25 protein-coding genes are annotated in these 24,303 nt (G+C 58.7%); 21 read left to right on the top strand and 4 right to left on the bottom strand.

Going from position 1 to position 24,303, the window contains the following annotated elements:
- Nucleotides 1–135: 135 nt before the first annotated feature.
- From MKI83_RS03810 to gpmI, 3 genes are all read right to left on the bottom strand, one after another.
- The gene (locus tag MKI83_RS03810) at nucleotides 136–1,443 is read right to left on the bottom strand and encodes a S41 family peptidase (RefSeq protein ID WP_241583482.1); all 1,308 of its coding nucleotides are present in this window, start codon (nucleotides 1,441–1,443) and stop codon (nucleotides 136–138) included.
- 44 nt (nucleotides 1,444–1,487) lie between these two features.
- The gene (locus MKI83_RS03815) at nucleotides 1,488–2,732 is read right to left on the bottom strand and encodes a murein hydrolase activator EnvC family protein (protein ID WP_241583483.1); all 1,245 of its coding nucleotides are present in this window, start codon (nucleotides 2,730–2,732) and stop codon (nucleotides 1,488–1,490) included.
- A gap of 114 nt (nucleotides 2,733–2,846) precedes the next feature.
- Nucleotides 2,847–4,379 (bottom strand): 2,3-bisphosphoglycerate-independent phosphoglycerate mutase, encoded by a 1,533-nt coding sequence (gene gpmI, locus MKI83_RS03820; RefSeq protein WP_241583484.1) that lies wholly within the window; start codon nucleotides 4,377–4,379, stop codon nucleotides 2,847–2,849.
- 145 nt (nucleotides 4,380–4,524) lie between these two features.
- Here gpmI and MKI83_RS03825 point away from each other — a divergent pair, with 145 nt between their 5' ends.
- From MKI83_RS03825 to secB, 3 genes are read left to right on the top strand one after another with little or no spacing between them, the layout of a single operon-like run.
- Entirely contained in the window at nucleotides 4,525–4,938 is a 414-nt protein-coding gene (locus MKI83_RS03825; protein WP_241583485.1) for a rhodanese-like domain-containing protein, read from the top strand.
- On the top strand, nucleotides 4,938–5,192 hold the full coding sequence (gene grxC, locus MKI83_RS03830) for a glutaredoxin 3 (protein WP_241583486.1): 255 nt from the start codon (nucleotides 4,938–4,940) through the stop codon (nucleotides 5,190–5,192). The genes MKI83_RS03825 and grxC overlap by 1 nt, the downstream gene beginning before the upstream one ends.
- A gap of 28 nt (nucleotides 5,193–5,220) precedes the next feature.
- Nucleotides 5,221–5,697, top strand: a complete 477-nt coding sequence (secB, locus tag MKI83_RS03835) for a protein-export chaperone SecB (protein WP_241583488.1) — start codon at nucleotides 5,221–5,223, stop codon at nucleotides 5,695–5,697.
- 76 nt (nucleotides 5,698–5,773) lie between these two features.
- Here secB and trmL read toward each other — a convergent pair whose 3' ends face one another.
- On the bottom strand, nucleotides 5,774–6,244 hold the full coding sequence (gene trmL / locus MKI83_RS03840; RefSeq protein WP_241583490.1) for a tRNA (uridine(34)/cytosine(34)/5-carboxymethylaminomethyluridine(34)-2'-O)-methyltransferase TrmL: 471 nt from the start codon (nucleotides 6,242–6,244) through the stop codon (nucleotides 5,774–5,776).
- A 107-nt stretch (nucleotides 6,245–6,351) separates the two neighbouring features.
- Here trmL and MKI83_RS03845 point away from each other — a divergent pair, with 107 nt between their 5' ends.
- Genes MKI83_RS03845 through MKI83_RS03930 form a run of 18 tightly spaced genes read left to right on the top strand, consistent with a single transcriptional unit; the run spans nucleotide 6,352 to nucleotide 24,257 of the window.
- The gene (locus tag MKI83_RS03845; protein ID WP_241583491.1) at nucleotides 6,352–7,269 is read left to right on the top strand and encodes an MSHA biogenesis protein MshI; all 918 of its coding nucleotides are present in this window, start codon (nucleotides 6,352–6,354) and stop codon (nucleotides 7,267–7,269) included.
- Nucleotides 7,269–7,874 carry a PilN domain-containing protein gene (locus tag MKI83_RS03850; protein ID WP_241583492.1) on the top strand — a complete coding sequence of 202 codons (606 nt, stop codon included), beginning with the start codon at nucleotides 7,269–7,271 and terminating at the stop codon, nucleotides 7,872–7,874. Before MKI83_RS03845 ends, MKI83_RS03850 begins: the two co-directional genes overlap by 1 nt.
- Complete coding sequence (locus MKI83_RS03855) at nucleotides 7,871–8,551, top strand: type II secretion system protein M (RefSeq protein ID WP_241583493.1); 681 nt, start codon at nucleotides 7,871–7,873, stop codon at nucleotides 8,549–8,551. The genes MKI83_RS03850 and MKI83_RS03855 overlap by 4 nt, the downstream gene beginning before the upstream one ends.
- Nucleotides 8,544–8,870, top strand: coding sequence for a Type II secretory pathway component (locus MKI83_RS03860; RefSeq protein WP_241583494.1), 327 nt, complete (start codon nucleotides 8,544–8,546; stop codon nucleotides 8,868–8,870). The genes MKI83_RS03855 and MKI83_RS03860 overlap by 8 nt, the downstream gene beginning before the upstream one ends.
- Nucleotides 8,867–10,459 (top strand): pilus (MSHA type) biogenesis protein MshL, encoded by a 1,593-nt coding sequence (mshL, locus tag MKI83_RS03865; protein ID WP_241583495.1) that lies wholly within the window; start codon nucleotides 8,867–8,869, stop codon nucleotides 10,457–10,459. Before MKI83_RS03860 ends, mshL begins: the two co-directional genes overlap by 4 nt.
- A gap of 3 nt (nucleotides 10,460–10,462) precedes the next feature.
- Nucleotides 10,463–11,431 carry an ExeA family protein gene (locus MKI83_RS03870; RefSeq protein ID WP_241583497.1) on the top strand — a complete coding sequence of 323 codons (969 nt, stop codon included), beginning with the start codon at nucleotides 10,463–10,465 and terminating at the stop codon, nucleotides 11,429–11,431.
- Entirely contained in the window at nucleotides 11,415–12,794 is a 1,380-nt protein-coding gene (locus MKI83_RS03875; RefSeq protein WP_241583500.1) for a tetratricopeptide repeat protein, read from the top strand. The genes MKI83_RS03870 and MKI83_RS03875 overlap by 17 nt, the downstream gene beginning before the upstream one ends.
- Nucleotides 12,787–14,517: a GspE/PulE family protein gene (locus tag MKI83_RS03880; protein WP_241583502.1), complete on the top strand. Its 1,731-nt coding sequence runs from the start codon at nucleotides 12,787–12,789 to the stop codon at nucleotides 14,515–14,517. The genes MKI83_RS03875 and MKI83_RS03880 overlap by 8 nt, the downstream gene beginning before the upstream one ends.
- On the top strand, nucleotides 14,517–15,761 hold the full coding sequence (locus MKI83_RS03885; protein WP_241583504.1) for a type II secretion system F family protein: 1,245 nt from the start codon (nucleotides 14,517–14,519) through the stop codon (nucleotides 15,759–15,761). The genes MKI83_RS03880 and MKI83_RS03885 overlap by 1 nt, the downstream gene beginning before the upstream one ends.
- Nucleotides 15,758–16,297, top strand: coding sequence for a hypothetical protein (locus MKI83_RS03890; RefSeq protein WP_241583505.1), 540 nt, complete (start codon nucleotides 15,758–15,760; stop codon nucleotides 16,295–16,297). Before MKI83_RS03885 ends, MKI83_RS03890 begins: the two co-directional genes overlap by 4 nt.
- 9 nt (nucleotides 16,298–16,306) lie before the next feature.
- The gene (locus tag MKI83_RS03895) at nucleotides 16,307–16,828 is read left to right on the top strand and encodes a prepilin-type N-terminal cleavage/methylation domain-containing protein (protein ID WP_241583506.1); all 522 of its coding nucleotides are present in this window, start codon (nucleotides 16,307–16,309) and stop codon (nucleotides 16,826–16,828) included.
- Between the two features lie 23 nt (nucleotides 16,829–16,851).
- Nucleotides 16,852–17,295 (top strand): prepilin-type N-terminal cleavage/methylation domain-containing protein, encoded by a 444-nt coding sequence (locus MKI83_RS16895; RefSeq protein WP_272493002.1) that lies wholly within the window; start codon nucleotides 16,852–16,854, stop codon nucleotides 17,293–17,295.
- A 19-nt stretch (nucleotides 17,296–17,314) separates the two neighbouring features.
- Nucleotides 17,315–17,779, top strand: a complete 465-nt coding sequence (locus MKI83_RS16900; protein ID WP_272493003.1) for a pilus assembly FimT family protein — start codon at nucleotides 17,315–17,317, stop codon at nucleotides 17,777–17,779.
- Nucleotides 17,780–17,792: 13 nt separating this feature from the next.
- On the top strand, nucleotides 17,793–18,239 hold the full coding sequence (locus MKI83_RS03910; protein WP_241583507.1) for a pilus assembly FimT family protein: 447 nt from the start codon (nucleotides 17,793–17,795) through the stop codon (nucleotides 18,237–18,239).
- A complete protein-coding gene (locus tag MKI83_RS03915) occupies nucleotides 18,236–18,697 on the top strand; it encodes a type II secretion system protein (RefSeq protein WP_241583508.1) in 462 nt (153 codons plus the stop codon). The genes MKI83_RS03910 and MKI83_RS03915 overlap by 4 nt, the downstream gene beginning before the upstream one ends.
- A 7-nt stretch (nucleotides 18,698–18,704) precedes the next feature.
- On the top strand, nucleotides 18,705–19,559 hold the full coding sequence (locus MKI83_RS03920) for a PulJ/GspJ family protein (RefSeq protein ID WP_241583509.1): 855 nt from the start codon (nucleotides 18,705–18,707) through the stop codon (nucleotides 19,557–19,559).
- On the top strand, nucleotides 19,549–19,941 hold the full coding sequence (locus tag MKI83_RS03925) for a hypothetical protein (protein ID WP_241583510.1): 393 nt from the start codon (nucleotides 19,549–19,551) through the stop codon (nucleotides 19,939–19,941). Before MKI83_RS03920 ends, MKI83_RS03925 begins: the two co-directional genes overlap by 11 nt.
- Before the next feature lie 5 nt (nucleotides 19,942–19,946).
- Nucleotides 19,947–24,257 carry a DUF6701 domain-containing protein gene (locus tag MKI83_RS03930; protein ID WP_241583511.1) on the top strand — a complete coding sequence of 1,437 codons (4,311 nt, stop codon included), beginning with the start codon at nucleotides 19,947–19,949 and terminating at the stop codon, nucleotides 24,255–24,257.
- The last annotated feature ends 46 nt before the right edge of the window (nucleotides 24,258–24,303 follow it).

Below are 24,303 nucleotides of genomic sequence, written 5' to 3' on the forward strand. Positions count from 1 at the left end.
TGAACGCTGGACTGCTTAATGCTGCCGCTGGCGGCGCTGAAGCGAGGGGTGGTGCAGCGGGCGATGAGGTACCAGCCAGTGCGGCGCTACTGAGCAGGCATAGCCCGCTCAGTAGCGCCGCCAGTTGGCCATGAGTCACGGCGTGCGGGTAATGTTCAGGCCCTTGAGCAGGTTAAGCGCCTGATTCAGTTGGTAGTCTTTGTCTTGCGGGCGTTCGGTTTTGGCTTTCTTGCCGTTGCTGGGCTTGTCGGCGCCGCCGTTGCCATTGCCTAAGTGACCGGCTAAGTCCGCTTCTTTGTAGCCTTCGTAGCTGTCGTCTTGTTCTTGGCTGACGCGCGCGCGGGCTACTTCGATATCCGGCACGATGCCTTGGGCCTGAATCGAGCGGTCTTTGGGGGTGTAATACAGCGCGGTGGTCAGCTTCAGTGCGCGTTCGTTGTTCAGCGGTAGCACGGTTTGCACTGAGCCTTTGCCGAAACTGTCGGTGCCCATGATGACCGCGCGCTTGTGGTCTTGCAGCGCGCCGGCGACGATTTCCGATGCCGAAGCGGTGCCGCCGTTAATCAACACCACCACCGGTGCGCCGTTGAGCTTGTCGGCCGGTGTAGCGCTAAAGCGCAGTTCCGCATTGCTGTCGCGGCCTTTGGTGTAGACGATTAAGCCTTTGCGCAGCAGGTGATCAGACACTTCTACCGCGGCCTGCAAAATGCCGCCGGGGTTGTTGCGCAAATCCAGCACTAAGCCTTTGAGTTTGCCGCCGCTGTCTTTTTGCAGGCGATCCATGGCTTTGCCGGCTTGCTCGCCGGTGTTGATCTGGAACTGGGTGATGCGCAGGTAGCCGTAGCCGTCTTCGAGCATTTGGCGCTTCACGCTCTGCACCTTGATCACCGCGCGCTTTAAGGTGACGTCAAACGGCATGCCGCCGCCACGCACGAGGGTGAGGGTGATTTCGCTGCCGGGCTTGCCGCGCATCTTGTCCACGGCTTCGCTGATACCTACGCCTTGGGTGGGCTGGCCGTCGATCTTGATGATCAAGTCGCCGGCTTCGATGCCCGCGCTGGCGGCAGGTGTGTCGTCGATGGGGCTGACGACCTTGATCAGGCCATCTTCAAGGCCGACTTCAATGCCGAGGCCGCCGAACTCACCGCTGGTGCTTTCTTGCAGCTCGCTAAAAGCTTCTGGTTCGAGGTAGGCCGAATGCGGGTCAAGGCCGCTGAGCATGCCTTTGATCGCATTTTCCAGCAGGGTTTTGTCGTCCACAGGCTCGACGTAGGAGGCTTTGATGCGCTCCATCACCTCAGCAAAGGTACGCAAGTCATCCAGTGGCAGCGCGGCTTTGCTGTCGTCCTCGCCGTGATCAGCCAGCGCATAGGGGCTCAGCGCGGCGCAAAGCGCAAGGCTGGCAGCCAGTAGCGTGGGGCGAAGCGAAAAGGTGGGGCGCATGTTGATCTCCTAGCGGCGCAAAACGCGCGGGGGTGTTTCGTCCTTTAGCCCTGCGTCCGGCACCATTGGCCGGGGTCGCTGGGTTTGCCTTGTTGGCGAATCGAAAAGTACAGCGCAGGCTGGGTTTGCCCGCCACTGTTGCCGACGGTGGCAATGGTTTCACCGGCTCGCACGAGCTGGCCGGGGGTTTTTAATAGGTTTTGATTGTAGCCGTACAAGCTTAAGTAACCGCCGCCGTGATCTAAGATCAGCAGCAGACCAGCGCCGCGCAGCCATTCGGCAAACACCACGCGCCCATCGTGGATGGCGTGTACTTCGCTACCGGCGGCGGCGCCGAGCAGCACGCCGTCCCATTTCAAGCGGGCATCGCCGCTGCGCGGGCTGCCGTAGCGAGCCAGCAACTTGCCGTTGACGGGCCAAGGCAGGCGGCCACGGGCTTTGGCGAACGGGCCGTCGATGCCATTGCCGGTGCTCACGGCCAGCGGGGCGCTGCCCGCAGCGCGTGGGGTGCTGGCGGCCAATGCTGCTTGGCGTTCGCGCTCTAGGCGCTCGGCGCGTGCTTTGGCTTGGCGTGCGAGTTCTGCTTCGATGCTGACCAACACTTGGTTGAGGCGCTTTTGCTCGGCTTGTTTGCTGCTGAGCTTGCCGCCTTGCTGGCGCAGGTTTTGGTTAAGTTTGGCGATCAGGATTTTGCGCTCACTGCGCACCTCTTCCAGCTTGGCCAGCTGCAGGTCGAGATTGCCGCGTTGGCCTTCGAGCTGCAGCTGTTGCTTGGCGATGTCGGCTTCGACATTGCTGAGCTGGGTGAGGGTGGTGTTGAACAAGGTCAGTTGTTCAAGACGCGCATTATTTAGATAGTCGTAATAGGCCAGGGTGCGGCTTAAGGTTTCGGGCTGTTGCTGGTTGAGCAGTAAGCGCAAGTATTCTTGACGGCCACTTTGAAAGGCGGCGCGCGCTTGAATGCTGATTTGCTGGTGTTGGGCGCTTTTGGCATCAAGGAGTTTTTTTTTCTCCTCGTTGAGGCTGTCCAGCTCGCGCTCGGAGTCCTGCATTTGCTGCTGGATATCCTCGACTTGTTGTTCCAGCTCGCCCATCTGGCCTTCGGTCTTTTGCAGCGACTTTTCGAGGCCAGATTTCTCGGTGCGGATTTTATCCAGCAGCTTTTGTAGCGCGCGAATGTCATCTTCAGCGGCTTTTAGCTCGCGCTGAGTTTGCGCCTTGTCGGCAGGCTCGACCGCGTAAACGGGCAACACCAACAGCAGGCAAAGGGCAGCTAAAGGCAGGCGCATGAGGGCTCAAAAGTGGTGTAAACAGGTCTCTAGTATGCCTAGGCTGCCGGTTAAAAAAAACGCCCTGCCGGCGGCAAAGCCAAGCAGGGCGCCTTTTTGCGCGTAAAAGTGCGCTTACAGGCCGTTCAGCAGGCTCTGGCCGGTCATCTCGGTGGGTTGCTCAAGGCCCAGCAGCGCCAATACGGTGGGCGCGACATCGGACAAAATGCCGCCGCTGCGGATGCTGACCTGACGCTTGCCGACATACACGAACGGCACGGGCTCGCAGGTGTGTGCGGTGTGTGCTTGGCCGGTGCTTTCGTCCTGCATTTGCTCAACGTTGCCGTGGTCAGCGGTGATCAGGGCTTCGCCGCCGACTTTGTCTAGCGCCGTGACGATACGGCCAATACAGCTGTCGAGGGTCTCCACCGCTTTGACGGCGGCGCTAAACACGCCGGTGTGGCCGACCATGTCGCCGTTGGCGTAGTTGACGATGATCACGTCGTAGCGCTGTTGTTCAATCGCTTCAACGATCTTATCGGTGACTTCTGGGGCGCTCATCTCAGGCTTGAGGTCGTAGGTGGCGACATCGGGCGATGGGATCAGGATGCGCTCTTCGCCGGCGAAGGGCTCTTCGCGACCGCCTGAGAAGAAAAACGTCACGTGGGCGTACTTTTCGGTTTCCGCGATGCGCAATTGTGTTTTGCCGTGGTTGGCCAGGTACTCGCCGAGCACGTTGGTCAGCGCGGCGGGGGCAAATGCGCAGGGCGCTGGGATGCTGGCGGCGTATTGAGTCAGCATCACGAAACCGGCCAGCTGTGGCACGCGTGGGCGAGCAAAGCCGCTGAAGTCGCTCTCGACAAAGGCGCGGGTCAGTTCGCGGGCGCGGTCGGCGCGAAAGTTCATGAAGATCACCGCGTCGCCATCTTCAACGCGAACCGGCGCGCCAATGGTCGTGGCTTTGACGAATTCGTCGTTCTCATCACGCGCGTAGGCGTCTTGCAGGCCTTGTTGAGCGCTGGCGGCTTGGAATGCGCCGTGGCCGTCGACGATCAGTTGGTAGGCTTGCTCAACGCGGTCCCAGCGATTGTCGCGGTCCATGGCGTAGTAGCGCCCGATCAAGCTGGCGATGCGACCTTTGCCGAGTTTGCTCAAAGCATCTTCGACGTGCTGGATAAAGCCTTCCGCACTTTGCGGTGGGGTATCGCGGCCATCTAAAAAGGCGTGCAGGTAGATGTGCTCGGCGCCGCGTTGGGCGGCGAGCTCAGCCATGGCGATCAGGTGGTCTTGATGGCTGTGTACGCCACCGTCGGACAGTAAGCCGAGGATGTGCACCGCTTTACCGGCTTTGACTGCCTGATCAACGGCGCTGCCGATGGTCGGATTGCGGAAAAACTCGCCATCTCGAATGGCCTTGGTGACGCGGGTGAAGTCTTGATACACCACGCGGCCGGCGCCTAGGTTCATGTGGCCAACTTCGGAGTTGCCCATTTGCCCATCGGGGAGGCCGACATCCATGCCGCTACCTGAGATCAATCCGTGCGGTTGACGTGCCTTGAGCGCATCCCAAATCGGGGTGTTGGCGGCATAAATCGCATTGTGTTCGGGGCTTTCGCTGTGGCCAAAGCCGTCGAGGATCATCAGTACCACGGGTTTGCTTGGGGACATGGGGCGTCGGTCTTCCGCTGGGCTACTTCGAGGGATGCGCATTTTACCCCCAAGCGCCGTGTGGCGCCACGGCGTAGCTGCCTTCCCTGGGGGGCGTAGGCGTGTATACTGGCCGCCCCATTTTATCTGCCTGAGTTTGTTTTTCATGGTGTCCCAGCTGATCGAATTCGTCGCCAATCACTACATTCTGAGCTCGGCGTTTGTCGCCTTACTGTGTCTGTTTGCCCTCAATGAAATGCGCCGCAGCGGTCGCAGCCTGACCTCGCGCGAGCTGACCGCGCTGGTCAACCAAGAGACCGGCATCGTGCTGGATGTGCGGGCCAAGAAAGACTTTGCTGCCGGTCACATTGTTGATGCGTTGCACATGCCGCACGACAAGGTGGCCACCCAGCTCGATCAGCTGGAAAAGCACAAAGGCAAAACCCTGATCGTGGTCGATGAGTCGGGCATGCATGCCGGTGGTGTATGTGGCGTGCTGAAAAAAGCCGGTTTTGACGTGGCCAAGTTGTCCGGCGGCATTGCCAGCTGGCGTGCTGACTCGCTGCCCTTGGTGAAGTAATGGCCAAGGTGGTGATTTACACCAGCGCATGGTGCCCGTTTTGTATCCGCGCTAAGCAGTTGCTCGGCAACAAAGGCGTCGCCTTTGAAGAAATTTCGGTGGATGGCCGCGCTGATGTGCGCAACGCCATGAGCCAAAAGGCCGGGCGTACGTCTGTGCCGCAAATCTGGATTGATCAAACCCACGTTGGCGGCTGCGATGATCTCTATGCCTTAGAGCGCGCAGGCCGTTTGGATGCCCTGCTGCAGGGCTGACTTTATCTAACAATAAGGACTTACTGTTATGTCGGAACAAACTGCTAACGGCGCCGCCGCTGCTGAAGAACAAAACGCACAGTTTTCGCTGCAGCGTATCTATGTGCGTGACTCCTCGTTTGAAGCGCCCAAGTCACCGCAGATCTTCCGTGAAGAGTGGAAGCCGCAGGTAGGTCTGGACCTGAACACGCGTCACACCCAGCTCGAAGGTGACTTCCATGAAGTGGTGCTGAAGCTGAGCGTTGAAGTTAAGGTCGGCGACGATGTGGCCTTTATCGCAGAAGTTGAGCAGGCTGGCATCTTCTTGATCAGCGGCTTGGATCAAGGCTCGATGGCGCACACGCTGGGTGCCTTCTGCCCGAATATCCTGTTCCCGTATGCACGTGAAAATATCGATAACCTGGTTGTGAAGGGCAGCTTCCCGGCCTTGATGCTGCAGCCGGTTAACTTTGATGCTTTGTTCGCGCAAGAAATGGCGCGTCAGCAGCAGGCTGGTAACGCCTAAGCGTAACGGTTAATGGTGATGACAAGGGCGCCTGCGGGCGCCCTTGTCGTTTCTGGGGGTATGGGTTTCTGCGGTTTTAGCTTTCTTGGCTACCGGCAAAGTCGAGTTGCCGCCACGCCTCGTAGACCACCACGGCAGCGGCGTTAGACAGGTTCAGGCTGCGGCTTTGGGGCAGCATCGGTAAGCGAATGCGTTGCTCGGGCGGCACGCTGTTACGCACGTCTTCCGGTAGGCCTCGGCTTTCTGGGCCAAACAGCAGCATGTCGCCGGCTTGGTACTGCACACGGGTATAGCAGTGGCTGCCTTTGGTGGTCATGGCCAGTAGGCGCTTGGGCTGCACGGCGGCTAAGCAATCGGCCAGCGAGGCATGCACCCGGGCGCGCGCCCACTCGTGGTAATCCAGCCCCGCGCGGCGCAGGCGTTTGTCGTCCAAGACAAAACCTAATGGCTCAATCAGGTGCAGACGAAAGCCGGTGTTGGCGCACAGGCGAATGATGTTGCCCGTGTTGGGGGGGATTTCGGGTTCAAACAGTGCTAGATCAATCATTTATGGGAACTATTAAAAGTTGTGTCTATGCACGATTACTACTGGTAATCGATGCCTGAGGGGCTATCCTGACTTAAGTGGAACGACTATGCCTAGGAGCAGCCAGTTTGAACTGGTTTAAGAACAAAAAGAAAACCACGGCCGGGGGGCTGGTCAGTCTTGAATTCGGGCCAGAAGGTTTCGCCTTGGCCTACGTAAAGCGTGATGCCGAAGGCGTAGCAACGCTTGAGCACTGTCAGTTTGTCGAATGCCCTGAGGCTGAGCAAGCGCAGCAATTGGCGGCGACCGTGAAAAGCCTAGGCTTGGCCGGTGAGCCGGTTAACGTGGTGCTGCACCCCGCAACCTATCAGTTTTTGCTGCTTGATCGCCCTGAAGTGCCCGATGAAGAGGTGCGCGAAGCCTTGCAGTGGCGCCTCAAAGATTTGATCGATGATGATCCTGAGAACGTGGTTTTTGACGTGCTCAGCCTGCCGGATGATGCCTATCGTGGGCGGGCGAAGATGGCCTATTTGGTGGTGATTGAGAAAAAACGCATGCAAGCGCTGAAGGTGCTGGTGCGTGAAGCGGGCTTAAAGTTGGCCGCCATCGACATCACAGAAATGGCCTTTCGCAATGTGGGTTTGTTGGCGACCGCCAGCGGTGTGAATGCGGCGCTACTGCGCTTGCGCTCTACTGAGGGCGTGATCACGGTGCAGCAAGGCGAAGACTTGTATATGGTGCGGCGTATCGAGCTAGGCCTTAATGCCGCGCAAGAAGGCTTTGATAATATCTTGCTCGAAGTGCAGCGTTCGATCGATTACTACGAAAGCCAAATTGGTAAAGGCGCGGTTGGACGCTTGTTGCTGCTGCCGACCAAACGCGACAGCACCGCGGTGGCGGATGCCCTGCGTATCGGCTTGTCGGCGCGTATTGATACCTTGGATTTGACAAGCTTATTTGCCGCCGCCCCCGAGCTTGATGAACGCACGCAGGCTTATTGCTTGGCCGCCGTTGGTGGTGCTTTGCGTCAGGAGGCGGTGGTCTGATGCGCAATATCAATCTCTTTCGCCCTGACAGCCCTAGACGTCAAATCACGCCAGTCATGCGCTATGCGCAAATCGGTGCGCTAGTTCTGGCGGTGTTAATGCTGCTGCATGGCAGCTGGATGGGCTGGCAGCTGCATCAAGCCAAGCAGCAAAGTGCGCGCTTATTGGTGGGGGCTGATCTCGTGCAGCAAGAGCGCGCAACGCTTGAGGCTGACTTCAAAGCGCCGGTGCTGGATGAAAATCTCCCTAAGCAGCTTGAGACGATCGAGCAGATGAACCGCGAGCTCAGCCAGCTCGGCGATTATTTAAGGCTGCTCGAACATCAAGCCAGCGGTGGCTACGCCATGCTCCTCGATGGCTTGGCGCAGCAGCACCGCGCAGGGGTTTGGTTGACGCGCATCCGCCTGCATGAAGGCCTGGCACTCTTGCGCTTAGAAGGTGCCGCGCTGACCCAGGCGCAAGTCAAACCCTATCTTGACGCGCTGGGCGAGCATGCCGCGTTTACCGGACGGCGCTTTAGTCAGTTTGAACTCAAGCGCGACGAAGGCGGCTTTCAGCGCTTTATCTTGTCCAGCGAGGCCAGTACCGAGGAGCGCGTGCAATGAGGGATTTGCTCAAGCGGTGGTACGCCTTAGCGCCGCGCGAACAGAACTTGGCGGTGCTGGTGGCCTTTGCGGTGGTTGGCATGCTGTATGTGCTGATTGTGGTTGATCCGCTTGAAGCCGCCATCAAGGCGCAGCAAACGGAAGTCGGTCGCTTGACCACGCAAATGGACGAGGACCAGCAAGCGCTTAATGTGATGCGCGAGCAGCTGGCAGCGGACCCTAATTTGCCCTTTCGCCGCCGCCTAATCGCAGCGGAAGAGCAGCAAGCCAGCTTGCAGCAACAGGTGGATAGCGAGACCGCATCGCTCATCTCGCCGCAGCAAATGAAGAACCTGCTGCAAACACTGCTGAAGCAACAGCCAGAATTGCAGTTAGACGCCTTGGGCAGCTTCACCGAACCGCTGCAACTGACCAAGCCGTCAGCCGATAACGATCAAAGCGTCACGGCAGACACCAGCCCGCCTAAAGTCGCGGTGTTGTATCAGCATGGCGTGCGTTTACAGCTCACCGGCAGTTATTTTGAAGTGTTGAAATACCTGCAAAGCGTTGAAACCAGTGGCTGGCGCTTGTACTGGCGACGTCTGGATTACCAGGTGGGTGAGGCCGGTGCCGGTAAAGCGAGCGTGCAGGTGGAGGTGTATACCTTGAGTCGTTCAGCGGAGTGGATTGGTGTTTAAGCTATGGTTAGCAGCCTGGCTGGCTGTCGGTAGCGCCGCGGCGGTGGCCGCGCTGGATCCTACCCTGCCGCCGCAAGGCGCGGCCGTTGTGGCCGCCGACGAGGACAGTAATGAGGTGGCTCTGCAGCTGCAGGCTATTGTGCGTGATCGCCGGGGGGTGACGCGCGTCATGATTAACGGACAAACCTTGCGCGTGGGTGACAGCATCGCAGGGCAAACCTTAACCGCGATCCGCGCGGGTGAAGTTGTCGTAGAACAAGCCGGCAAGCCGCGCGTTTTGCGCTTGGCACGACCGGTCATAACAAAGAGTCGACCATGAGAAAACACGCACAGCCTTGGCTAAAGCTGGTGTTGCTGCTGGGGGTGGTAAGCCTCGGCGCTTGCCAATCGTTCCGCGATGGCGAAGAGCAGCTTTACGAGCAAACCACCCGTCAGTTAGATGAAGCGCTTAAGCAAAGTCGCGCCAGTGCCCAGCCACCGACGGCGGTGCAGGCGGCGCTTATCCCGCCGCTGCGTTACGACAACTTGCCGATCCAAAGCGGGCCACGCTTTGATGTGACGGCCGTCGACATGCCGGCGCGGGAGTTCTTCTTAAGCCTGATGGAAGGTGCAGGACAAAACCTCGTTGTTGCCCCGCAGGTGGATGGCCTGATCACCTTCAACTTAAACAACGTGACCCTCGATGAAGTGCTCGCAGCGGTGCGTGATGTCTATGGCTTTGATTACCAGCGCACGGCCTATGGTTACCGCATCCTGCCGAATCAGCGCATTACCCGCACCTACGATGTGGATTACCTCAACGTGCAGCGTGAGGGCGTATCCGATACGCAGGTCAGCTCTGGTCAGGCGACGACTAATAGCAGCTCGGACTCCAGCACCGGCGGTACCACCACCAGCACCTCGTCCTCCACGGTGCCGGCCAGCCGGTTGACCACCACCAGTAACTCGGATGTTTGGGCCGAGCTGCAAAGCGTGGTCGGGATGATCATCGGCGGTGAAGAAGGCAATAGCGTGGTGGTTAACCCGCAGGCCGGTATTTTGGTGGTGCGTGCCTCGGTCAGCGATCAGCAAGCGGTCGAAGGTTTCCTCAAACAAGCGCAACGCAACTTGCAGCGCCAAGTGGTGCTGGAAGCGAAGATCCTTGAAGTGCGTTTGAATGATGGCTTCCAAGCCGGTGTCGACTGGAGCTACTTGCAGGGTCAGAAAGGGGTGGGCGTCGATGGCGCGGACGTCAGCGGCCCTTCGGGAATCGATGGCGTGTTTGGCTTTGTGTTCGACTTCGGCAAGTTTGAAGGCGCGATCCAGCTGTTAGAGACTCAAGGCGAAGTTCGCGTGCTGTCGAATCCGCGTGTTTCGACGCTGAACAACCAAAAAGCGGTGATCAAAGTCGGTACCGACGAATACTTTGTCACTGATGTATCCACCACGACCACCACCACCAGTGGCGGCACCTCATCGCCTGACTTGGATATCACCTTAACCCCGTTCTTCTCGGGGATTTCGCTGGATGTCACGCCGCAAATCGATCAGCGTGATGATGTGACGCTGCACGTGCGCCCCACCATCAGCAAGGTTGAAGACCAGAACAAGCAAATCCTCTTGGGGGATGCCGAGTTCAACTTGCCCTTGGCGTTGTCGACCACGCGTCAGTCCGATTCCATCGTGCGCGCCAGAAGTGGCCAAGTGGTGGTCATTGGTGGCTTGATGCAAAACGCCAATGACAATACCGATGCTGGTTTGCCGTGGGCGAATCAGCTGCCGTTTATTGGCGGCCTGTTCAAGCAGCAGCGTAAAGCGCTGCAAAAAAGTGAGTTGGTTATCCTGCTACGCCCCGTGGTGGTGGCGGATAACGACACCTGGTTACGTCAGATTCAAGACAGCGCCGAAGCCTTTAAGGTGCTGAGGTAAGTCATGTATCAGGGTTTTTACGGGCTGCGCGAGATGCCGTTCTCGCTTACGCCCAATACCGATTTTATGGTGCGCCTGCCCGGCCATCAGGAGTGCTTGAACCTCTTGCTGGTGGCTCTGGATCAGGGCGAAGGCTTTATTAAGATCAGCGGCGAAGTCGGCACGGGTAAAACCTTGCTCTGCCGCGCGCTGCTTAACAGCTTAGATGCCGAGCGCTTACAGCTCGCGTATATCCCCAACCCGTGCTTAACCCCAGAAGGACTGCGTCGTGCGCTGGCGCGTGAGCTGCGCATTACGGATGCCGAGCAGTTGGGTGAAATCGCTTTATTAGAAGCGATTAACCAAAAACTGATCGAGCTGGCGCAAGCCGGTCGTGGTTGTGTGCTGTTAATCGATGAAGCGCAAGCGTTGCCGGATGACACGCTAGAGGCGCTGCGGCTGTTGACCAATTTAGAAACCGAGCGCAGCAAGCTATTGCAGGTGGTGCTGTTCGGGCAGCCCGAGTTAGACGTTCTGTTAGCGCGTGAGGCGTTTCGCCAGCTGCGTCAGCGCATCACGTTTTCGTATCGGTTGCAGCAGTTAGACCGTGCTCAGGTGGAGCGCTACCTCAGTCACCGCCTCGCAGTGGCGGGCTACAACGGCCCGGCATTGTTCGATAAGGCGGCGCTAAAACTCTTGGTGCAAGGCACTCACGGTACGCCGCGCTTGATCAATATCGTCGCGCACAAAGCGTTGATGGTGGGTTTTGGCAAAGGGCAGCGTCGCATCGGTAAGGCGTTTGTCCAGCGCGCGCTAGATGACACCGAAGGCGTGCAGAACCCCACAACCCAAACGACGCGGCCGTGGCCTTGGGCGGTGGCTGCCGTATTGCTGTTGGCGGTCGGCGTATGGCAGGCACCCAGCGTGCTGGCATGGGCCGAGCCTTGGTTAGCTAAGAGCCAACAAGGAGGCGCGCATGAGTCTGGTCAATGAAATGTTGCGTGACCTCGAAGCGCGGCGAGCCAGTCCGCAGGAGACCGCGCCTTTTGCCGGCATGGCGCCGGTGGATGATGATCAGGACGAACGCCTACGCGACCGCCTGAGTCGTCAGCGCCCGCTATGGGCTTGGTTCGCAGGCTGCGGTTTGCTGGCGGTGTTGTTGGGGATGTCGTTGAAGCTGGTGTTGTTTCCCGAGGCAGCCCCTAAGCCGGTCGCAGCGTCAGCGCCGCTTGAGGTGGTTGAGCGTGTTGAGCCGGTCGCGCCGCCGGTGGCCAAGGCGAATGTGCAAGCAGTGTTGCCACAAAACCAAGCAGATCGCTTTGTCTTGCAGTTGTTGCTGGATAAGCCCGTGAGTTACGAGCGCCGTGATGAAGACGGTGCCATCAGCCTGCGTCTTCCCGCCACCGCGCTGCCGCAAGGCTTACAGCAAGGACGGGTACAGCGCGAGCCGCTGGTGCTGTCGTGGCGACTGGAGCAGCAAGGCGACGAAGTACAGCTGTTGTTGGTGGCGTTGGGCGGCACCTTGCAAGTCAATGATCGCCTCGAGAGTGTGGCTGATCGTTGGCAGCTATGGCTTGAAGTCAGCCCGGCGGCGATTGAGCCGGAGCTGGATGTGAACGCATTGCCTGTGGCGCAAGAGCCAGAATCGATCAGCATGGAGGTGCTGTCGACGCCGGCGCCGAGCGAGCAACCTATGCCCGCACCAACCCAGCAGCCAGCGCCGCAGCCCGCACAGCGCGCGCAGCCAACCGCGCAATCACAGGTGAGCGTGACCCCACGTTATCAAGATGATTTGGCGCGCGGGAAACAAGCGTTGTTAGCGCAGGATTACCGTGGTGCCGTGACCTTGCTAGAGCGTGCGCATCGCGAGCGCCGCAGCGATCAAGAGATCAGTGCTTGGCTGGCCAAGGCCTACCTGAGTGCGGGCATGCTTGATCAAGTCTTAACCTGGCTGCCAGAGCAAATCCGCCAGCAGCCGCGCAGCAGCGAGTTGCGCATGCTGTTGGCGCGCGCGCAATTAGAGCAAGGCCAAGCTCGCGAGGCCGCTCAAACCCTCAATGGTTATCTGCCGCCCATCAGTAAAGAGCCGGCCTATCACGCCCTGCTGGCCGCCACTTATCAGCAAATTAATGACTGGCCACAAAGCGCCGCCCGCTATCAAGACTTGGTGCGCATGCAGCCGGGGCAGGGCAGCTGGCAGTTAGGGCTGGCGATTGCTTTAGAGCAGCAAGGGCAGCTACGCCCAGCCAGCGATCATTACCGTTTGGCGCTGGGCTCCGGTACGTTAAAGGGCGTCTCTTCGGATTACGCGCGCACGCGTTTGCAGGCGCTGTTGAAGGAATTGGGCGATGAGTGAAGAACAGTCACAGCGCAAAAAACTGCGCATTGGCGACGTACTGATTCAGGCCGGTCTGCTGACCGATGCGCAGCTGGGTTTGGCCCTGCAAGAGCAAAAGCGCGCTGGCACCAAGCTGGGTCGCACGGTCGTGGATATGGGCTTTGTCACCGAAGTGCGCTTGCTTAAAGCACTGTCTGAGCAGCTGCAAGTTCCTTTTGTGGAGCTCAAACACTTCAAGTTCAACCCCGAACTGGTGCAGCTGCTACCCGAAACCATGGCGCGGCGTTATCGCGCCTTAGTGCTAGCCAAAGAGCCGAGCGGTTTGCGAATCGCCATGGGTGACCCGCTGGACTTGATGGCGCTGGATGCTATCGAACATCACCTTAAGCAGCGCGTGCAGCCGGCGGTGGTGCGCGAAAGTGAGCTGGTTGAAACGCTGGAGCTGGTGTATCGCCGCACCAGTGAGATTGCCTCGATTGCCGGCGAGCTCGAAGAAGACCTCGCCGAAAGCGACTTCGACTTGGCGCGCCTGTCAGATGACAGCAACGCCGAAGCGCCTGTGGTGCGCCTGCTGCAAACCCTGTTTGAAGACGCCGTGCAAATGAAAGCCTCGGATATCCATATCGAGCCGGATGAAAGCGTCGTGCGGATTCGTCAGCGTATCGACGGCGTGCTCAACGAGCAGGTGATGAAAGAAAAACGCATCGCTTCGGCGTTGGTGATGCGCTTAAAAATCATGTCGGGCTTGGATATCTCGGAGAAGCGCCTGCCGCAAGACGGCCGCTTCAATATTCGGGTGAAGAACCGCAGTTTGGATGTGCGTGTTTCCACCATGCCGGTGCAGTTTGGTGAGTCGGTGGTGATGCGCTTGCTGGATCAGTCCGGTGGCGTGTTCAGTCTCGATGGCACCGGTATGCCGGCCGATATTCTGCAGCGCTTTCGCCGTTTGCTGCAGCGGCCCTTTGGCTTGCTGCTGGTAACGGGGCCGACAGGCTCGGGTAAAACCACCAGCCTGTACGCCGGCCTGTCGGAGCTTAACAGCCCAGACAAAAAGATCATCACCGTGGAAGACCCGGTGGAATACCGCCTGCCACGCGTCAACCAAGTGCAGGTCAACGCCAAGATCGACCTAACCTTTGCCCGCGTGCTGCGCGCCGCGTTGCGCCAAGACCCTGACATTGTGTTGATTGGTGAGATGCGCGACCAAGAAACCGCAGAGATCGGCCTGCGGGCCGCTTTAACCGGTCACTTGGTGCTTTCTACCTTGCACACCAACGATGCCATGACCTCGGCCATGCGCTTGATCGATATGGGCGCCGAGCCGTTCTTGGTCGCCACGTCACTCAATGCCGTGCTGGCACAGCGACTGATTCGCCGTATCTGCGAAAACTGCATGACAGAGTACGAGCCGGCGCTGCAGCAACGTGCATGGCTGGAAAGTTTGGCAGGGCACTCGTTAGAAGGCCGCAAGTTCAAGCACGGTAGCGGTTGTCATCACTGCAATAACACCGGCTACCGTGGGCGTATCGGTGTGTATGAACTGCTCGAGATGGACGACGCCATGGTCAGCGCGCTGCGTAGCGCCGACCCAGAAGCCTTCGCGCAAGCCGCTAAGCGCAATCCGGATTACCGCCCGCTGGCCGCCTGTGCGCTGGACTACGCCTTAGCCGGGGTGACCAGCGTCGATGAAGTGCTCAAGGTCTGCGCGACCCTGACCGACACCATGGAAGACGCCATCTAATGGCCGCGTTTCAGTACCAAGGCCGCAACGCCCAAGGCGGTAAGGTCAGTGGCGTGCTGGAAGGAGCCAGCGCGCAAGCCGTGGCCCAGGCCTTGCTAGCGCAGCGGATAACCCCGCTGGCGATTGAAGAGCAAGCGGCGGCTGCCGCAGGTGGCGGCGAAGATGTGCTGTTGCAGATCAAAACGCTGCTCAAGCGGCGCAAGGTCGAGATCGAAGAGCTGATTATTTTCTGCCGCCAAATGTACAGCCTCAACAAGGCGGGGGTGCCAATCATCCGCGCCATGCGCGGCTTGGCTGAATCGGGCCGTAACGAGTTCTTCAGCGAAATCTTGCAAGACGTCTCGGGCGATATGGAGTCCGGCATGAGTTTGGCCGCCGCACTGCGCCAGCACCCCAAGGTCTTCAACACGCTGTTCGTCAGCATGGTTAACGTGGGCGAGAACACCGGCAAGTTGGATGAGGCTTTTCGTGAGCTATCCAGCTACCTCGAGCTAGAGCGCGAGACGCGCAAGCGCATCAAACAGGCCACGCGCTACCCTATCTTCGTGATGCTGGCCATGGGCGTGGCGCTGGTGGTGATTAACATCTTTGTGATTCCCGCCTTTGCCAAAGTGTTCGAGCAGTTTCGCGCCGAACTGCCGCTGCCGACACGCATTTTGATCGGCATGTCGGACTTCATGGTGGCGTACTGGTGGTTGCTGCTGCTCGGCTTAGTGGCCGGCGTGTATGCCTTCGTGCGTTACATCAAAACCGATGTGGGCGCGCTGTGGTGGGATAAAACCAAGCTGCGCCTGCCGATTGTGGGTGGGGTGTTTGAGCGCATTGCGCTGGGTCGTTTTTCGCGCACCTTTGCCATGATGTACCAGTCCGGCGTGCCAATCCTGCAAACCCTCTCGGTGAATGCCGGTAGCGTCGGCAATCTGTACATCGGTAATGCGATTAACGATATGCGCAATGGCGTTGAGCGCGGTGAAGCGCTCACGCGCACCGCTTCCAATACCGGCCTGTTCACCCCGTTGGTGCTGCAAATGATGGCCGTGGGCGAGGAAACCGGCTCGTTAGACTCGCTGTTTTTAGAAGTGGCGGACTTCTACGAGCAAGAGGTGGATTACGACCTTAAACGCCTAGCCGACGCTATCGAGCCGATTCTGATCGTGGCGCTTGGCATCATGGTTTTGGTGCTGGCGCTGGGGGTGTTTCTGCCGATGTGGGAGTTGGCGTCAGCAGCCAAGGGGAAAGTGTGAGCCATCGCGACTATGCTCAAGATAAGAGCATTAAGCGCTTGCGCCGCAGTGTCGCCATTGTCCTGTTGCTGGTGGCTGGCGTGGTGTTGTGGCTGATGCTGGAGAAGGCCCTCAGCGTGCTTGAGCAGCGTACGGTCACGGCAATGGCTGACAGCCTGCGCGACAGCGTGCTGGCGCGCAGCGCCGAAATGCTGATCCGTGGCGAAAGCGAGCTCGATCTTGGCGAGGTAAACCCGTTCAGCCTGCTGCGTTGGCAGCCCAAGCAGTATTGCGGGGAGTTGTATGGCAGTCAGCCACCACAAACAGGTTGCTGGTACTACCTACCGCAGCGGCGTTGGGTGGTCTATCGTTTGCATAGCAAGATATGGCAACACATTGACACCAGTATTTTGGCGTTTGCAGTTCGGCCCGCCGCCACAAAAGTGTTAAATAGTTCACACAATGTGCCGAAAAACGGCACTGCTGCGACTGTGTATGAAATGGATAGCGTCAATGCGCAGGATTTGCGCGAATACATCCGCAGCCTACAACCCTAGGAGATTCATATGCGTCAACGCGGCTTTACCTTGATCGAACTGATCGTTGTGATCGCCATTCTTGGCATCCTCGCCGCGGTGGCTTTGCCGCGCTTTATCAATGCCACCAAAGACGCGCATGAAGCGGCAGTCCGCGGCACGGCCGGCGCACTGGCCTCGGCGGTACTGTTAGTGCGTGCGCAGTGGGAAGTTAACCGTAATGGCGGTTCGCAAGGCTGTACCGGCACAACCTGTCAGTTGGATATTGCCGGTTTCGGCAATGGCACGGTGGATGTGAATGCCAATGGTTGGCCTATCGGCACGGGTCGCGCCGGCGCGCCGGGTGCGAATACGGCGATGTCTGTGGCGACTTGTCAGCAGGTCTTTCAGAACATTCTGCAAGGTTCTGCGCCAACCATTTCAGGCACTAACCCGGATTACACGGTGACTGCCGCGACAACGATTTGTACGTTTACCTACAACTTGGATGGTGGTGACGACAATATTCAGTACAACGCCAACAACGGCGAAGTCACTGTAACCTTCAACTAAGTCTGTAAGAGGTAAGAGCACTTATGAACAAGCAACAAGGCGGTTTTACCCTGATCGAACTGATCATGGTGATTGTGATTTTGGGTATCTTGGCTGCGTTCGCGTTGCCGCGCTTTGCTGACCTTTCCGGCGATGCCCGCCAAGCATCACTGCAAGGGGCCCAAGGGGCTGTGCGCTCTGCTAGCGCTATCGTGCATTCGACCGCCTTAGCGCGGGCGGTTACTAACGGCACGGTAACGTTAGAAGGGCAGACCATTAACGTTGTTAACAGTTACACCTCAGGAACAGTGGCCGACATTTCTGCCGCTGCGCAGCTTAGCGCGAATGATTACACCATCGCGGCAGCGGGTGGTGTGGTGACCGTGACGCTGGGTACTTGTAGCTTTACCTATACCCAAGCGGGCGCTGGCGGTTCGGCGGTGATTTCTACGATTACAGATACGGACGGCGCAACTCCTGGCTGTTAACCATCAATAAGGAGACAGCATGAGACAGCAAGCGGGCTTCACTTTGATCGAGTTGATCATGGTGATTGTGATTCTGGGGATTTTGGCGGCGTTCGCTTTGCCTCGTTTTGCCGACTTGAGCTCAGATGCACGGATTGCTTCGTTGAATGGCTTGCAGGGAGCTATGCGTTCCGCTGCGGCAATAGCCAACAAAACCGCGATTACACGGGGCACCGCCACTAACGGCTCGGTACTGCTCGAAGGTGGTCTATCGGTATTGCTGCGCAACAGCTATCCACGCGCTAACGCCGCAGGCATTGAGGTAGCTGTGGATATCAGCGGCTTTACGGGTACTGGCGGCGGTGGCGGTGCCAATGCGACCCGAACATTCAATATCACCGGCTACACCGCAGGTGCTGGTGGCTGCAATGTGACATATCAGGCGGCCAACCCTAATCAAAACAGGCCTGCGCCCGTCATTACGCGTAATGATGGCGGCTGTTAATAGCGTAAAGAATATGCGCGGCTTCACGCTTGTCGAACTGCTGTTGGTGATCGTCATCATTGGTACGTTGTCGGCAGTGGTGGGGCCGCGTTTTTTTTCGCGGGTGCAGTTTGATGACCGCCTGTTTTACGAAGAAACCCTAGCCGCCGTGCGGTATGCGCAAAAACTCGCTGTGGCGAGCAATTGCCAAGTGCGGGTTGGCCTCAGTCAGGGCAGTGGTTATGTGGTTGAGCGCAACCAGAGCTGTGCCAACTCGGCGAACTGGGTGGCGGTGGTCGACCCCAGTGAGGGTCAGCCGCCTTACGCCAATAGCGCGGTGCCGAGCGGGGTAACCATCAGTGTCTCGGGCTTTCCGCTGGTTTTTGACTCACAAGGCCGTGCCGCTGCGGCGCAAGGTACGATCGGCGGTTTCACCTTTAACGTCACCGCGGGCACCGGCTACGTGAAAGGCCAGCTATGACACGCCAACGCGGCATGACCTTGATCGAGCTGGTGATCAGTATCGTGATCATCGGCATCTGCGCTGCCGCTTTGTTTAGCGCGATGGCCGCGATCACTGGGCGTTCGGCAGATCCGCTTTTGCGTCAACAGTCCTTGGCGATTGCCGAGGCTTACCTTGAAGAAATCCTCACCCAGCCCTACTTCGACCCTGCCTCCGGCAATGAATGTCCGTCGCCGCCGGCCAGTCGCGTCTTGTTCGATAATGTCTGTGACTACAACGGGCTGGATGACAGCGGCGCACGGGACTCGTCCGGTAATGCATTGGCTGCGCTGGCGAATTACCGAGTGCAAGTGGCGGTGGGCAGCGGCAGTGCGTGGGCCGGCGTGCCGGCTGGCGCGGTGTTGAGTGTGGATGTCACCGTCACCGACCCGCAAGGGCAGACCCTGCTGCTGCGCGGCTTGCGCACGCGCTATTGAGGTGGCTATGACAAAGCGTCGAGCACAGCGCGCCTTCACCTTAGTGGAACTGGTCATGGTGATCGCCTTGGCGGGTGTGGTCGCGGTGATGATTTCGACCGTGCTATCGCGCCCGCTAGAAGGGCTGCTGGCGCAAAGTCAGCGCTCTGAGTTAGTAGATTTGGCGGCTTCGGCGCTCAATCGGATTGCCCGCGATATTCGTCTGGCGGTGCCCAACTCGGTGCGCGTGCAAGGCAGCAATATGGACATGCTCAACGTGCTGGATGCTGGCCGCTATCGGCCCAATCGTGTCGGTGGCGATAGCTTGCGTTTTGCCTCCGGCAGCGATCCGTCGTGCTCGGCCTCGGGCAGTGATTGCTCAGCGTTTCAGGTGCTTAGCTCGAGCGTTAGCTTGGCGGGTGCCCGATGGCTGGTGTTGTACAACATCGGCGCCGAGTCGGGTGGGGCTCCCGTGGCCGGTAATAATGTGTGGGCGTACGCCAACCCTGGGGTGATTTCACCGACCGGTACGACGTTTGCCAGCTCGGCGCTGGCAGGGCAAGAGACCCTGATCACGCTGAATAATTACGGCACGGACTTCCGTTTTGCCTTGGCTTCGCCCGAACGTCGCTTCTATTTGGCCGATCAGGTGGTTGGCTACCGCTGCAGCGGCAACCAGTTGTTACGCTATACCCGTAATGATCTAACGCCTGCGTTTACAGGCAATGCCGAGGTGCTGGTGGATAAGCTGTCAGCCTGCAGTTTTAACTATGTGCCGGGCACACCGCAGCGCGCAGGTCTGGTCACCTTGCGTTTGGCCATGACGATAAACGGTGAAACCCTTGAACTGCTGCAACAGGTCCACGTCGATAATGCGCCGTGAACAAGGCTTTTCACTGGTGGCCGCGATGTTCTTGATGATCGTGGTGGCCTCCGTGGTGATCGCCATGGCGCGCTTGTCTGCCAATCAAAGCGCCACCGGTAGCTTGTTGATTCAGCAGGCGCGCGCTTATCAAGCCGCGCGTGCAGGGCTGGAGTGGGGGATTTATCAGGCGCTTAATGGTGGCGGCTGCACAGGCACTCCGACCATGACTGGTAGCCTCAGCGAGTACAGCGTGAGCGTGACCTGCACTCCAACCGGCTATACCGGTGATGACGGCAATCCGTTAACGATTTACCGCCTCAGTGCGGCTGCGCAAAACGGCTCACCCGATACTCGACCGGATTACGCTTTTAGGCGGTTAGACGCCGTGGTGGAACAATGAAAAGCATGCGTTGGTTGTGCCTTGGTTTAGCCTTTGTGGCGGCGCCGACGTGGGCTGATTTGGGCAGTTGTGCGGCTAACTTTCCTGATGGCTTGCAGAGCTGGTTTAGCGGTAACGGTAATAGCGGCGGCAAGATAGATTTTGGTTACAACGCCCAGCTGCTGGGCAGCCCAGATAATCGTCTGCCGGCTAAAAGTATTAGCAAGAACAACGGCTCGTCGTTGCGTACCTGTAACACGGCAGATTGCGCGCTGTATTCGCCGTTGCAGGCTGCGCCCGTACAAGACGCCGGAGCATTTCCAGACACTAGCGGCTATAGCAGTGATGTGTCGGTTGGTGCTAATGCCTCAAGCAGTCTGGCCGGTAACGGCACTAATCAGTACCGCAACATTACGCTGGGTAGCCAAGCCAGTCTGACGATCAACAGCAGCGGCCAGAGCTTCTATATCGACCGTTTAGACCTAGGGTACCGGGCTACGCTCACGCTCGCCCCCGGTGACTACTGGGTGCGCAACTTAAGCATGGGCTCTGAGAGTTCAATTGCCGTGAGCGGTAATGGCCAGGCTCGTTTGCTGGTTAGGGATGACTTGTTCGTTGGCTTCCAAACTCGGTTGAACTCCCCTGCAAACAACAGTGCCGGCGATGCTGATAAGTTGTTTTTATACGGCTATGGCTTGATCAGCTTAGGCTCGCAAAGCACCACCAGCGGCTATATCTACAGTGCTAAAGATAATGGTGCTAATGATTCCGTCCGGCTGGAAAGCCCGTCTTATGTGTTCGGCGCTGTAGCTGGTCGCAATATTTCCCTTAACTCAAACGCTAAAGTGACCTACATCGCCCCCGGCGATGCCTGTAGTGCGCCGTTGGTGCCGGTGCTCAGTTGGTCTATGAATGAGGCCGTGTGGACGGGCAATGGCGCCGAAGTGCTCGATGACTCGCCTAACGCCCTGCACGGCACTGTGTTTCGTCAACCAACCAATAGCGACCTTGATCCGGCGTTGCCGATCATCGCGGGTGAAGGCACCTGCGGTTACGGCGTGTTTGATACCAGCAAGAGTCAATACATCCAGCACCCGCATGACAATCGCCTGAGCATGGACGACAACTTCACGCTTTCGGTGTGGGTTAAACCTGCGAGCTGGCCGCGCAGTGGTTTGATGACCATTGCCAGTAAGGATGAGAACTACGAGTTTCACTTAAAGCCCAATGGCCGCGTGAACTGGTGGTGGCAAACCACGGGGCCCAACGCCACGCGCCAATTCGACAGTACTGCGAGCGTGCCCGTAGGGCAGTGGACGCACATCGTATTGCGTTATGCCCCCAGCGATCAGCGCATCTATATCAACGGCGTATTGGCCGGACAACGGAACTACAGCGGCACGCCGCGCAGCAACACCGACCCCTTCCAAATCGGCAACGACCAAGGTTTCGGTGGCCGCTATTTCAACGGACAGGTTGACGAGGTACGGATCTTCGATCGCCCGCTGTCGGACGCACAGATTCAAGCGCTAATGACCGAGCGTAAAACCTGCCCGCTGCGCCTGACCTGTTTTAACGACAGTTTTGATCGCAGTGGCCCCGGCGCTGATTGGGCGCTTTCGCGCTCGTCCGGTAATTTCACCCCAAGCCTGATCACTAATCGCCTGCGCCTTACCGAGGCGCAAGGTAATCAAGCCACCCTGGCGACCTTGCAGCGTATTTTTCCGGCTGACGGCAACTACTTAGAAGTCGAGTTCGATTACTTGGCGTATGCCGGCTCTAACAATGCATTAGGTGCAGATGGTGTGGCAGTGATCTTCTCGGATCAAAGCATCACACCGCAGGCCGGTAGCTACGGTGGTTCGCTGGGCTATGCGCAGCGTGGTACGACTATTCGCGGCTTCGCCGGCGGTTGGCTGGGGATGGGCGTGGATGAGTACGGCAACTTCTCCAACCCGAGCGAGGGGCGCCAAGGCGGTCCTGGCCTGCGTCGTGACTCGGTGGCGATTCGTGGTTCAGGCAGTAATTACACGGGTTATCGTTATTTGGCGGGCACCCAGTCGCTCAACCCAGGCGTAGATATCGGCGGTACCACGCCGGGGCCGGGGCATCGCTATAAGTTGGTGATGGATGGTCGCGAGGCGGGCAAGGTTTACCTGCGCGTAGACCGTGATACCGGCGGTGGTTTCCAAAATTTGATTGCCAACTTTGATGCGCGCGCCGATGCCAATCAGGCGGCCTTGCCGGCTAATTTTTCGTTGTCGTTTACCGGCTCAACCGGCGGCTCGCGCAATATTCATGAGCTGGACAATCTGCAGGTGTGCTCGCGTTTCGGCATCACCGCGCCGGTGCTGATCGATCACATTCGCTTGGAGCATGACGGTAGCGGCCTGACCTGTTCGCCAGAAACTGTCACGGTTAAAGCCTGCCGTGACAGCGCCTGCACGCAGTTGTACACCGACGCTGCGACCGTCACCTTAGCCGGTAGCGGCTGGACGCCCAATCCGGTGACCTTAGTCAACGGGCAAGCCAGCGTTGCGCTGCGCAACACCAGCGCCGGTAACCGCGCGATTGCCGTGTCGGCGTCGACGCCCAGCGCTAATAATGCGGCACAGTGCCGCAACCTCAGTGCGGGCACGGATAGCTGCGATATCGCGTTTGCCGACAGCGGTTTTATCTTTGATGTGCCGACGCAGATTTCTGGCAAGCCATCGAGCAACGTACTGATCAGCGCGGTGAAAAAAGACGATGCCAGCCAAGCCTGCGTGCCGGCGTTTGCCAATGTCAGCAAGGCCATCGGGTTCTGGTTCGATTACAGCAACCCCAGCACGGGCACCCTGGCGTTGTCGCTCAACGGCACCACGCTGGGCAGCAATGCCGCCAGCCCTACGGCGGTAAACCTGAGTTTTGATGGCAACGCGCAAGCGCCCTTAAGCGTGACCTACCCCGATGCCGGGCAGCTGACCTTAAACGCGCGCTTTACCGAGTCCGTGTCGGGGCAGCCCGATTTGCTGATGCAAGGTAACGACAGTTTTGTGGTCAAACCTTTTGGCTTGTATGTGGCTACCGATACCGTGAGCACCTGCACCGCCGACATTAATTGCCCGCTTTACCCCGGCAATGTGCGGGCGGGCGATCCCTTTAGCTTGCGCGTCACGCCCGTCGCGTGGACCGGCTCTGATAGCGACGCTGACCTCAGCGATAACCCGGCTACCCCCAATTACCAGCAAACTGGTTTGCAGCTGAGCAGTGCCGTGCTGGCGCCCGTCGGTGGCGATGCTGGTGCATTGGCGCCGGTGAGCTTTGACCATGCCTTAGGCGGTGCGAATAACCACAGCACCACGCAGGCCGAAGTCGGCGTGTTCCAGATTACTGTGACGCCGCCTGCCAATGGCTATTTGGGCGAGACAGTGCCAGCGGGTATCAGTGGGCCGGTAGGGCGCTTTATTCCGGCAGATTTGCAGCTCAGTGCTGCGGCCACGCTGACCAACAGCTGCGGCACCTTCAGCTATCAAGCGCAACGTATTAACTATCAGAATGAGCCGCAGTTGGGCGTCACGGCGGTTAACCGCAGTGGTATCGCCACCAGCAACTATGACCGTCCGAGCTTTTGGCGTTTGCCCAACCCCGCGCTGGGGGTTAACTCTATCATCGGCGGGCGCGCCGGCCTGAATACGCGCCTGAGCCTAGATGGCACGCAAAGCGTGGCGGTAACGGGCGCGGACAATGGCGACGCCCAGCGCAGCTACACCTATCAGGGCCAAGGCCTGATTTACGCCAAAGCAGCGGTGCCGACGGCGGAAGACTTGCCGGTGGCCATTGAGGCCGAGTTGGATTTCAGCGCCGCCAGCCTGACGGATCTGGACGGTGCGTGTTACGGCGGCGCAACCTGTGTCGGCTTTAAACAAAGCTTTGCCGGTAGCGAACTGCGCTTAGGTCGCGCCAGCGTGGGCAATGCCCATGGCTCGGAGCTGCAGCCGCTGAGTCTGCCGATCACCTTGCAAACCTGGCAAGGCGCTGGGGTATTCCAGCTAGAGAGCGCAGACACCTGCACAGTGTTGAATGCAAGCCATGTCAGCCTAACGAATTACACCGGTAACTTAACCAGTGCGGCCACCAGCGTCACCGTGAGTGGTCCAACAGCAGGCTTGGGGGCGGTTAATTTATCCGCGCCGGGTGCCGGCAAGGATGGCAGCGCAACGGTGATGTTGGATGCACCGGATTACCTGAACTTTGACTGGTTCGGCACTGGGTTGGTCGATCCGCAAGGGCAGGCGACGTTTGGCATCTTTGGTGGCCAGCAGCCGATCATTTATCGCCGCGAAACCTATCGTTAGTGCGAGGCTCTGAGCCGATAGCGGTGTACTGAGCGTCTTAATAGGC

It is taken from the genome of Atopomonas sediminilitoris, from assembly GCF_022601735.1.
GTDB classification, from domain to species: domain Bacteria; phylum Pseudomonadota; class Gammaproteobacteria; order Pseudomonadales; family Pseudomonadaceae; genus Atopomonas; species Atopomonas sediminilitoris.

Coding starts and splice junctions, on each gene's coding strand:
- MKI83_RS03925 (WP_241583510.1), top strand. CDS start 19,549: ATGCGCCGTGAACAAGGCTTTTCACTGGTGGCCGCGATGTTCTTGATG.
- MKI83_RS03810 (WP_241583482.1), bottom strand. CDS start 1,443: ATGCGCCCCACCTTTTCGCTTCGCCCCACGCTACTGGCTGCCAGCCTT.
- MKI83_RS03870 (WP_241583497.1), top strand. CDS start 10,463: ATGTATCAGGGTTTTTACGGGCTGCGCGAGATGCCGTTCTCGCTTACG.
- MKI83_RS03880 (WP_241583502.1), top strand. CDS start 12,787: ATGAGTGAAGAACAGTCACAGCGCAAAAAACTGCGCATTGGCGACGTA.
- secB (WP_241583488.1), top strand. CDS start 5,221: ATGTCGGAACAAACTGCTAACGGCGCCGCCGCTGCTGAAGAACAAAAC.
- gpmI (WP_241583484.1), bottom strand. CDS start 4,379: ATGTCCCCAAGCAAACCCGTGGTACTGATGATCCTCGACGGCTTTGGC.
- MKI83_RS03825 (WP_241583485.1), top strand. CDS start 4,525: ATGGTGTCCCAGCTGATCGAATTCGTCGCCAATCACTACATTCTGAGC.
- MKI83_RS03815 (WP_241583483.1), bottom strand. CDS start 2,732: ATGCGCCTGCCTTTAGCTGCCCTTTGCCTGCTGTTGGTGTTGCCCGTT.
- MKI83_RS03885 (WP_241583504.1), top strand. CDS start 14,517: ATGGCCGCGTTTCAGTACCAAGGCCGCAACGCCCAAGGCGGTAAGGTC.
- MKI83_RS03930 (WP_241583511.1), top strand. CDS start 19,947: ATGCGTTGGTTGTGCCTTGGTTTAGCCTTTGTGGCGGCGCCGACGTGG.
- MKI83_RS03920 (WP_241583509.1), top strand. CDS start 18,705: ATGACAAAGCGTCGAGCACAGCGCGCCTTCACCTTAGTGGAACTGGTC.
- MKI83_RS03850 (WP_241583492.1), top strand. CDS start 7,269: ATGCGCAATATCAATCTCTTTCGCCCTGACAGCCCTAGACGTCAAATC.
- MKI83_RS03855 (WP_241583493.1), top strand. CDS start 7,871: ATGAGGGATTTGCTCAAGCGGTGGTACGCCTTAGCGCCGCGCGAACAG.
- mshL (WP_241583495.1), top strand. CDS start 8,867: ATGAGAAAACACGCACAGCCTTGGCTAAAGCTGGTGTTGCTGCTGGGG.
- MKI83_RS03910 (WP_241583507.1), top strand. CDS start 17,793: ATGCGCGGCTTCACGCTTGTCGAACTGCTGTTGGTGATCGTCATCATT.
- trmL (WP_241583490.1), bottom strand. CDS start 6,244: ATGATTGATCTAGCACTGTTTGAACCCGAAATCCCCCCCAACACGGGC.
- MKI83_RS16900 (WP_272493003.1), top strand. CDS start 17,315: ATGAGACAGCAAGCGGGCTTCACTTTGATCGAGTTGATCATGGTGATT.
- MKI83_RS03895 (WP_241583506.1), top strand. CDS start 16,307: ATGCGTCAACGCGGCTTTACCTTGATCGAACTGATCGTTGTGATCGCC.
- grxC (WP_241583486.1), top strand. CDS start 4,938: ATGGCCAAGGTGGTGATTTACACCAGCGCATGGTGCCCGTTTTGTATC.
- MKI83_RS03875 (WP_241583500.1), top strand. CDS start 11,415: ATGAGTCTGGTCAATGAAATGTTGCGTGACCTCGAAGCGCGGCGAGCC.
- MKI83_RS03915 (WP_241583508.1), top strand. CDS start 18,236: ATGACACGCCAACGCGGCATGACCTTGATCGAGCTGGTGATCAGTATC.
- MKI83_RS16895 (WP_272493002.1), top strand. CDS start 16,852: ATGAACAAGCAACAAGGCGGTTTTACCCTGATCGAACTGATCATGGTG.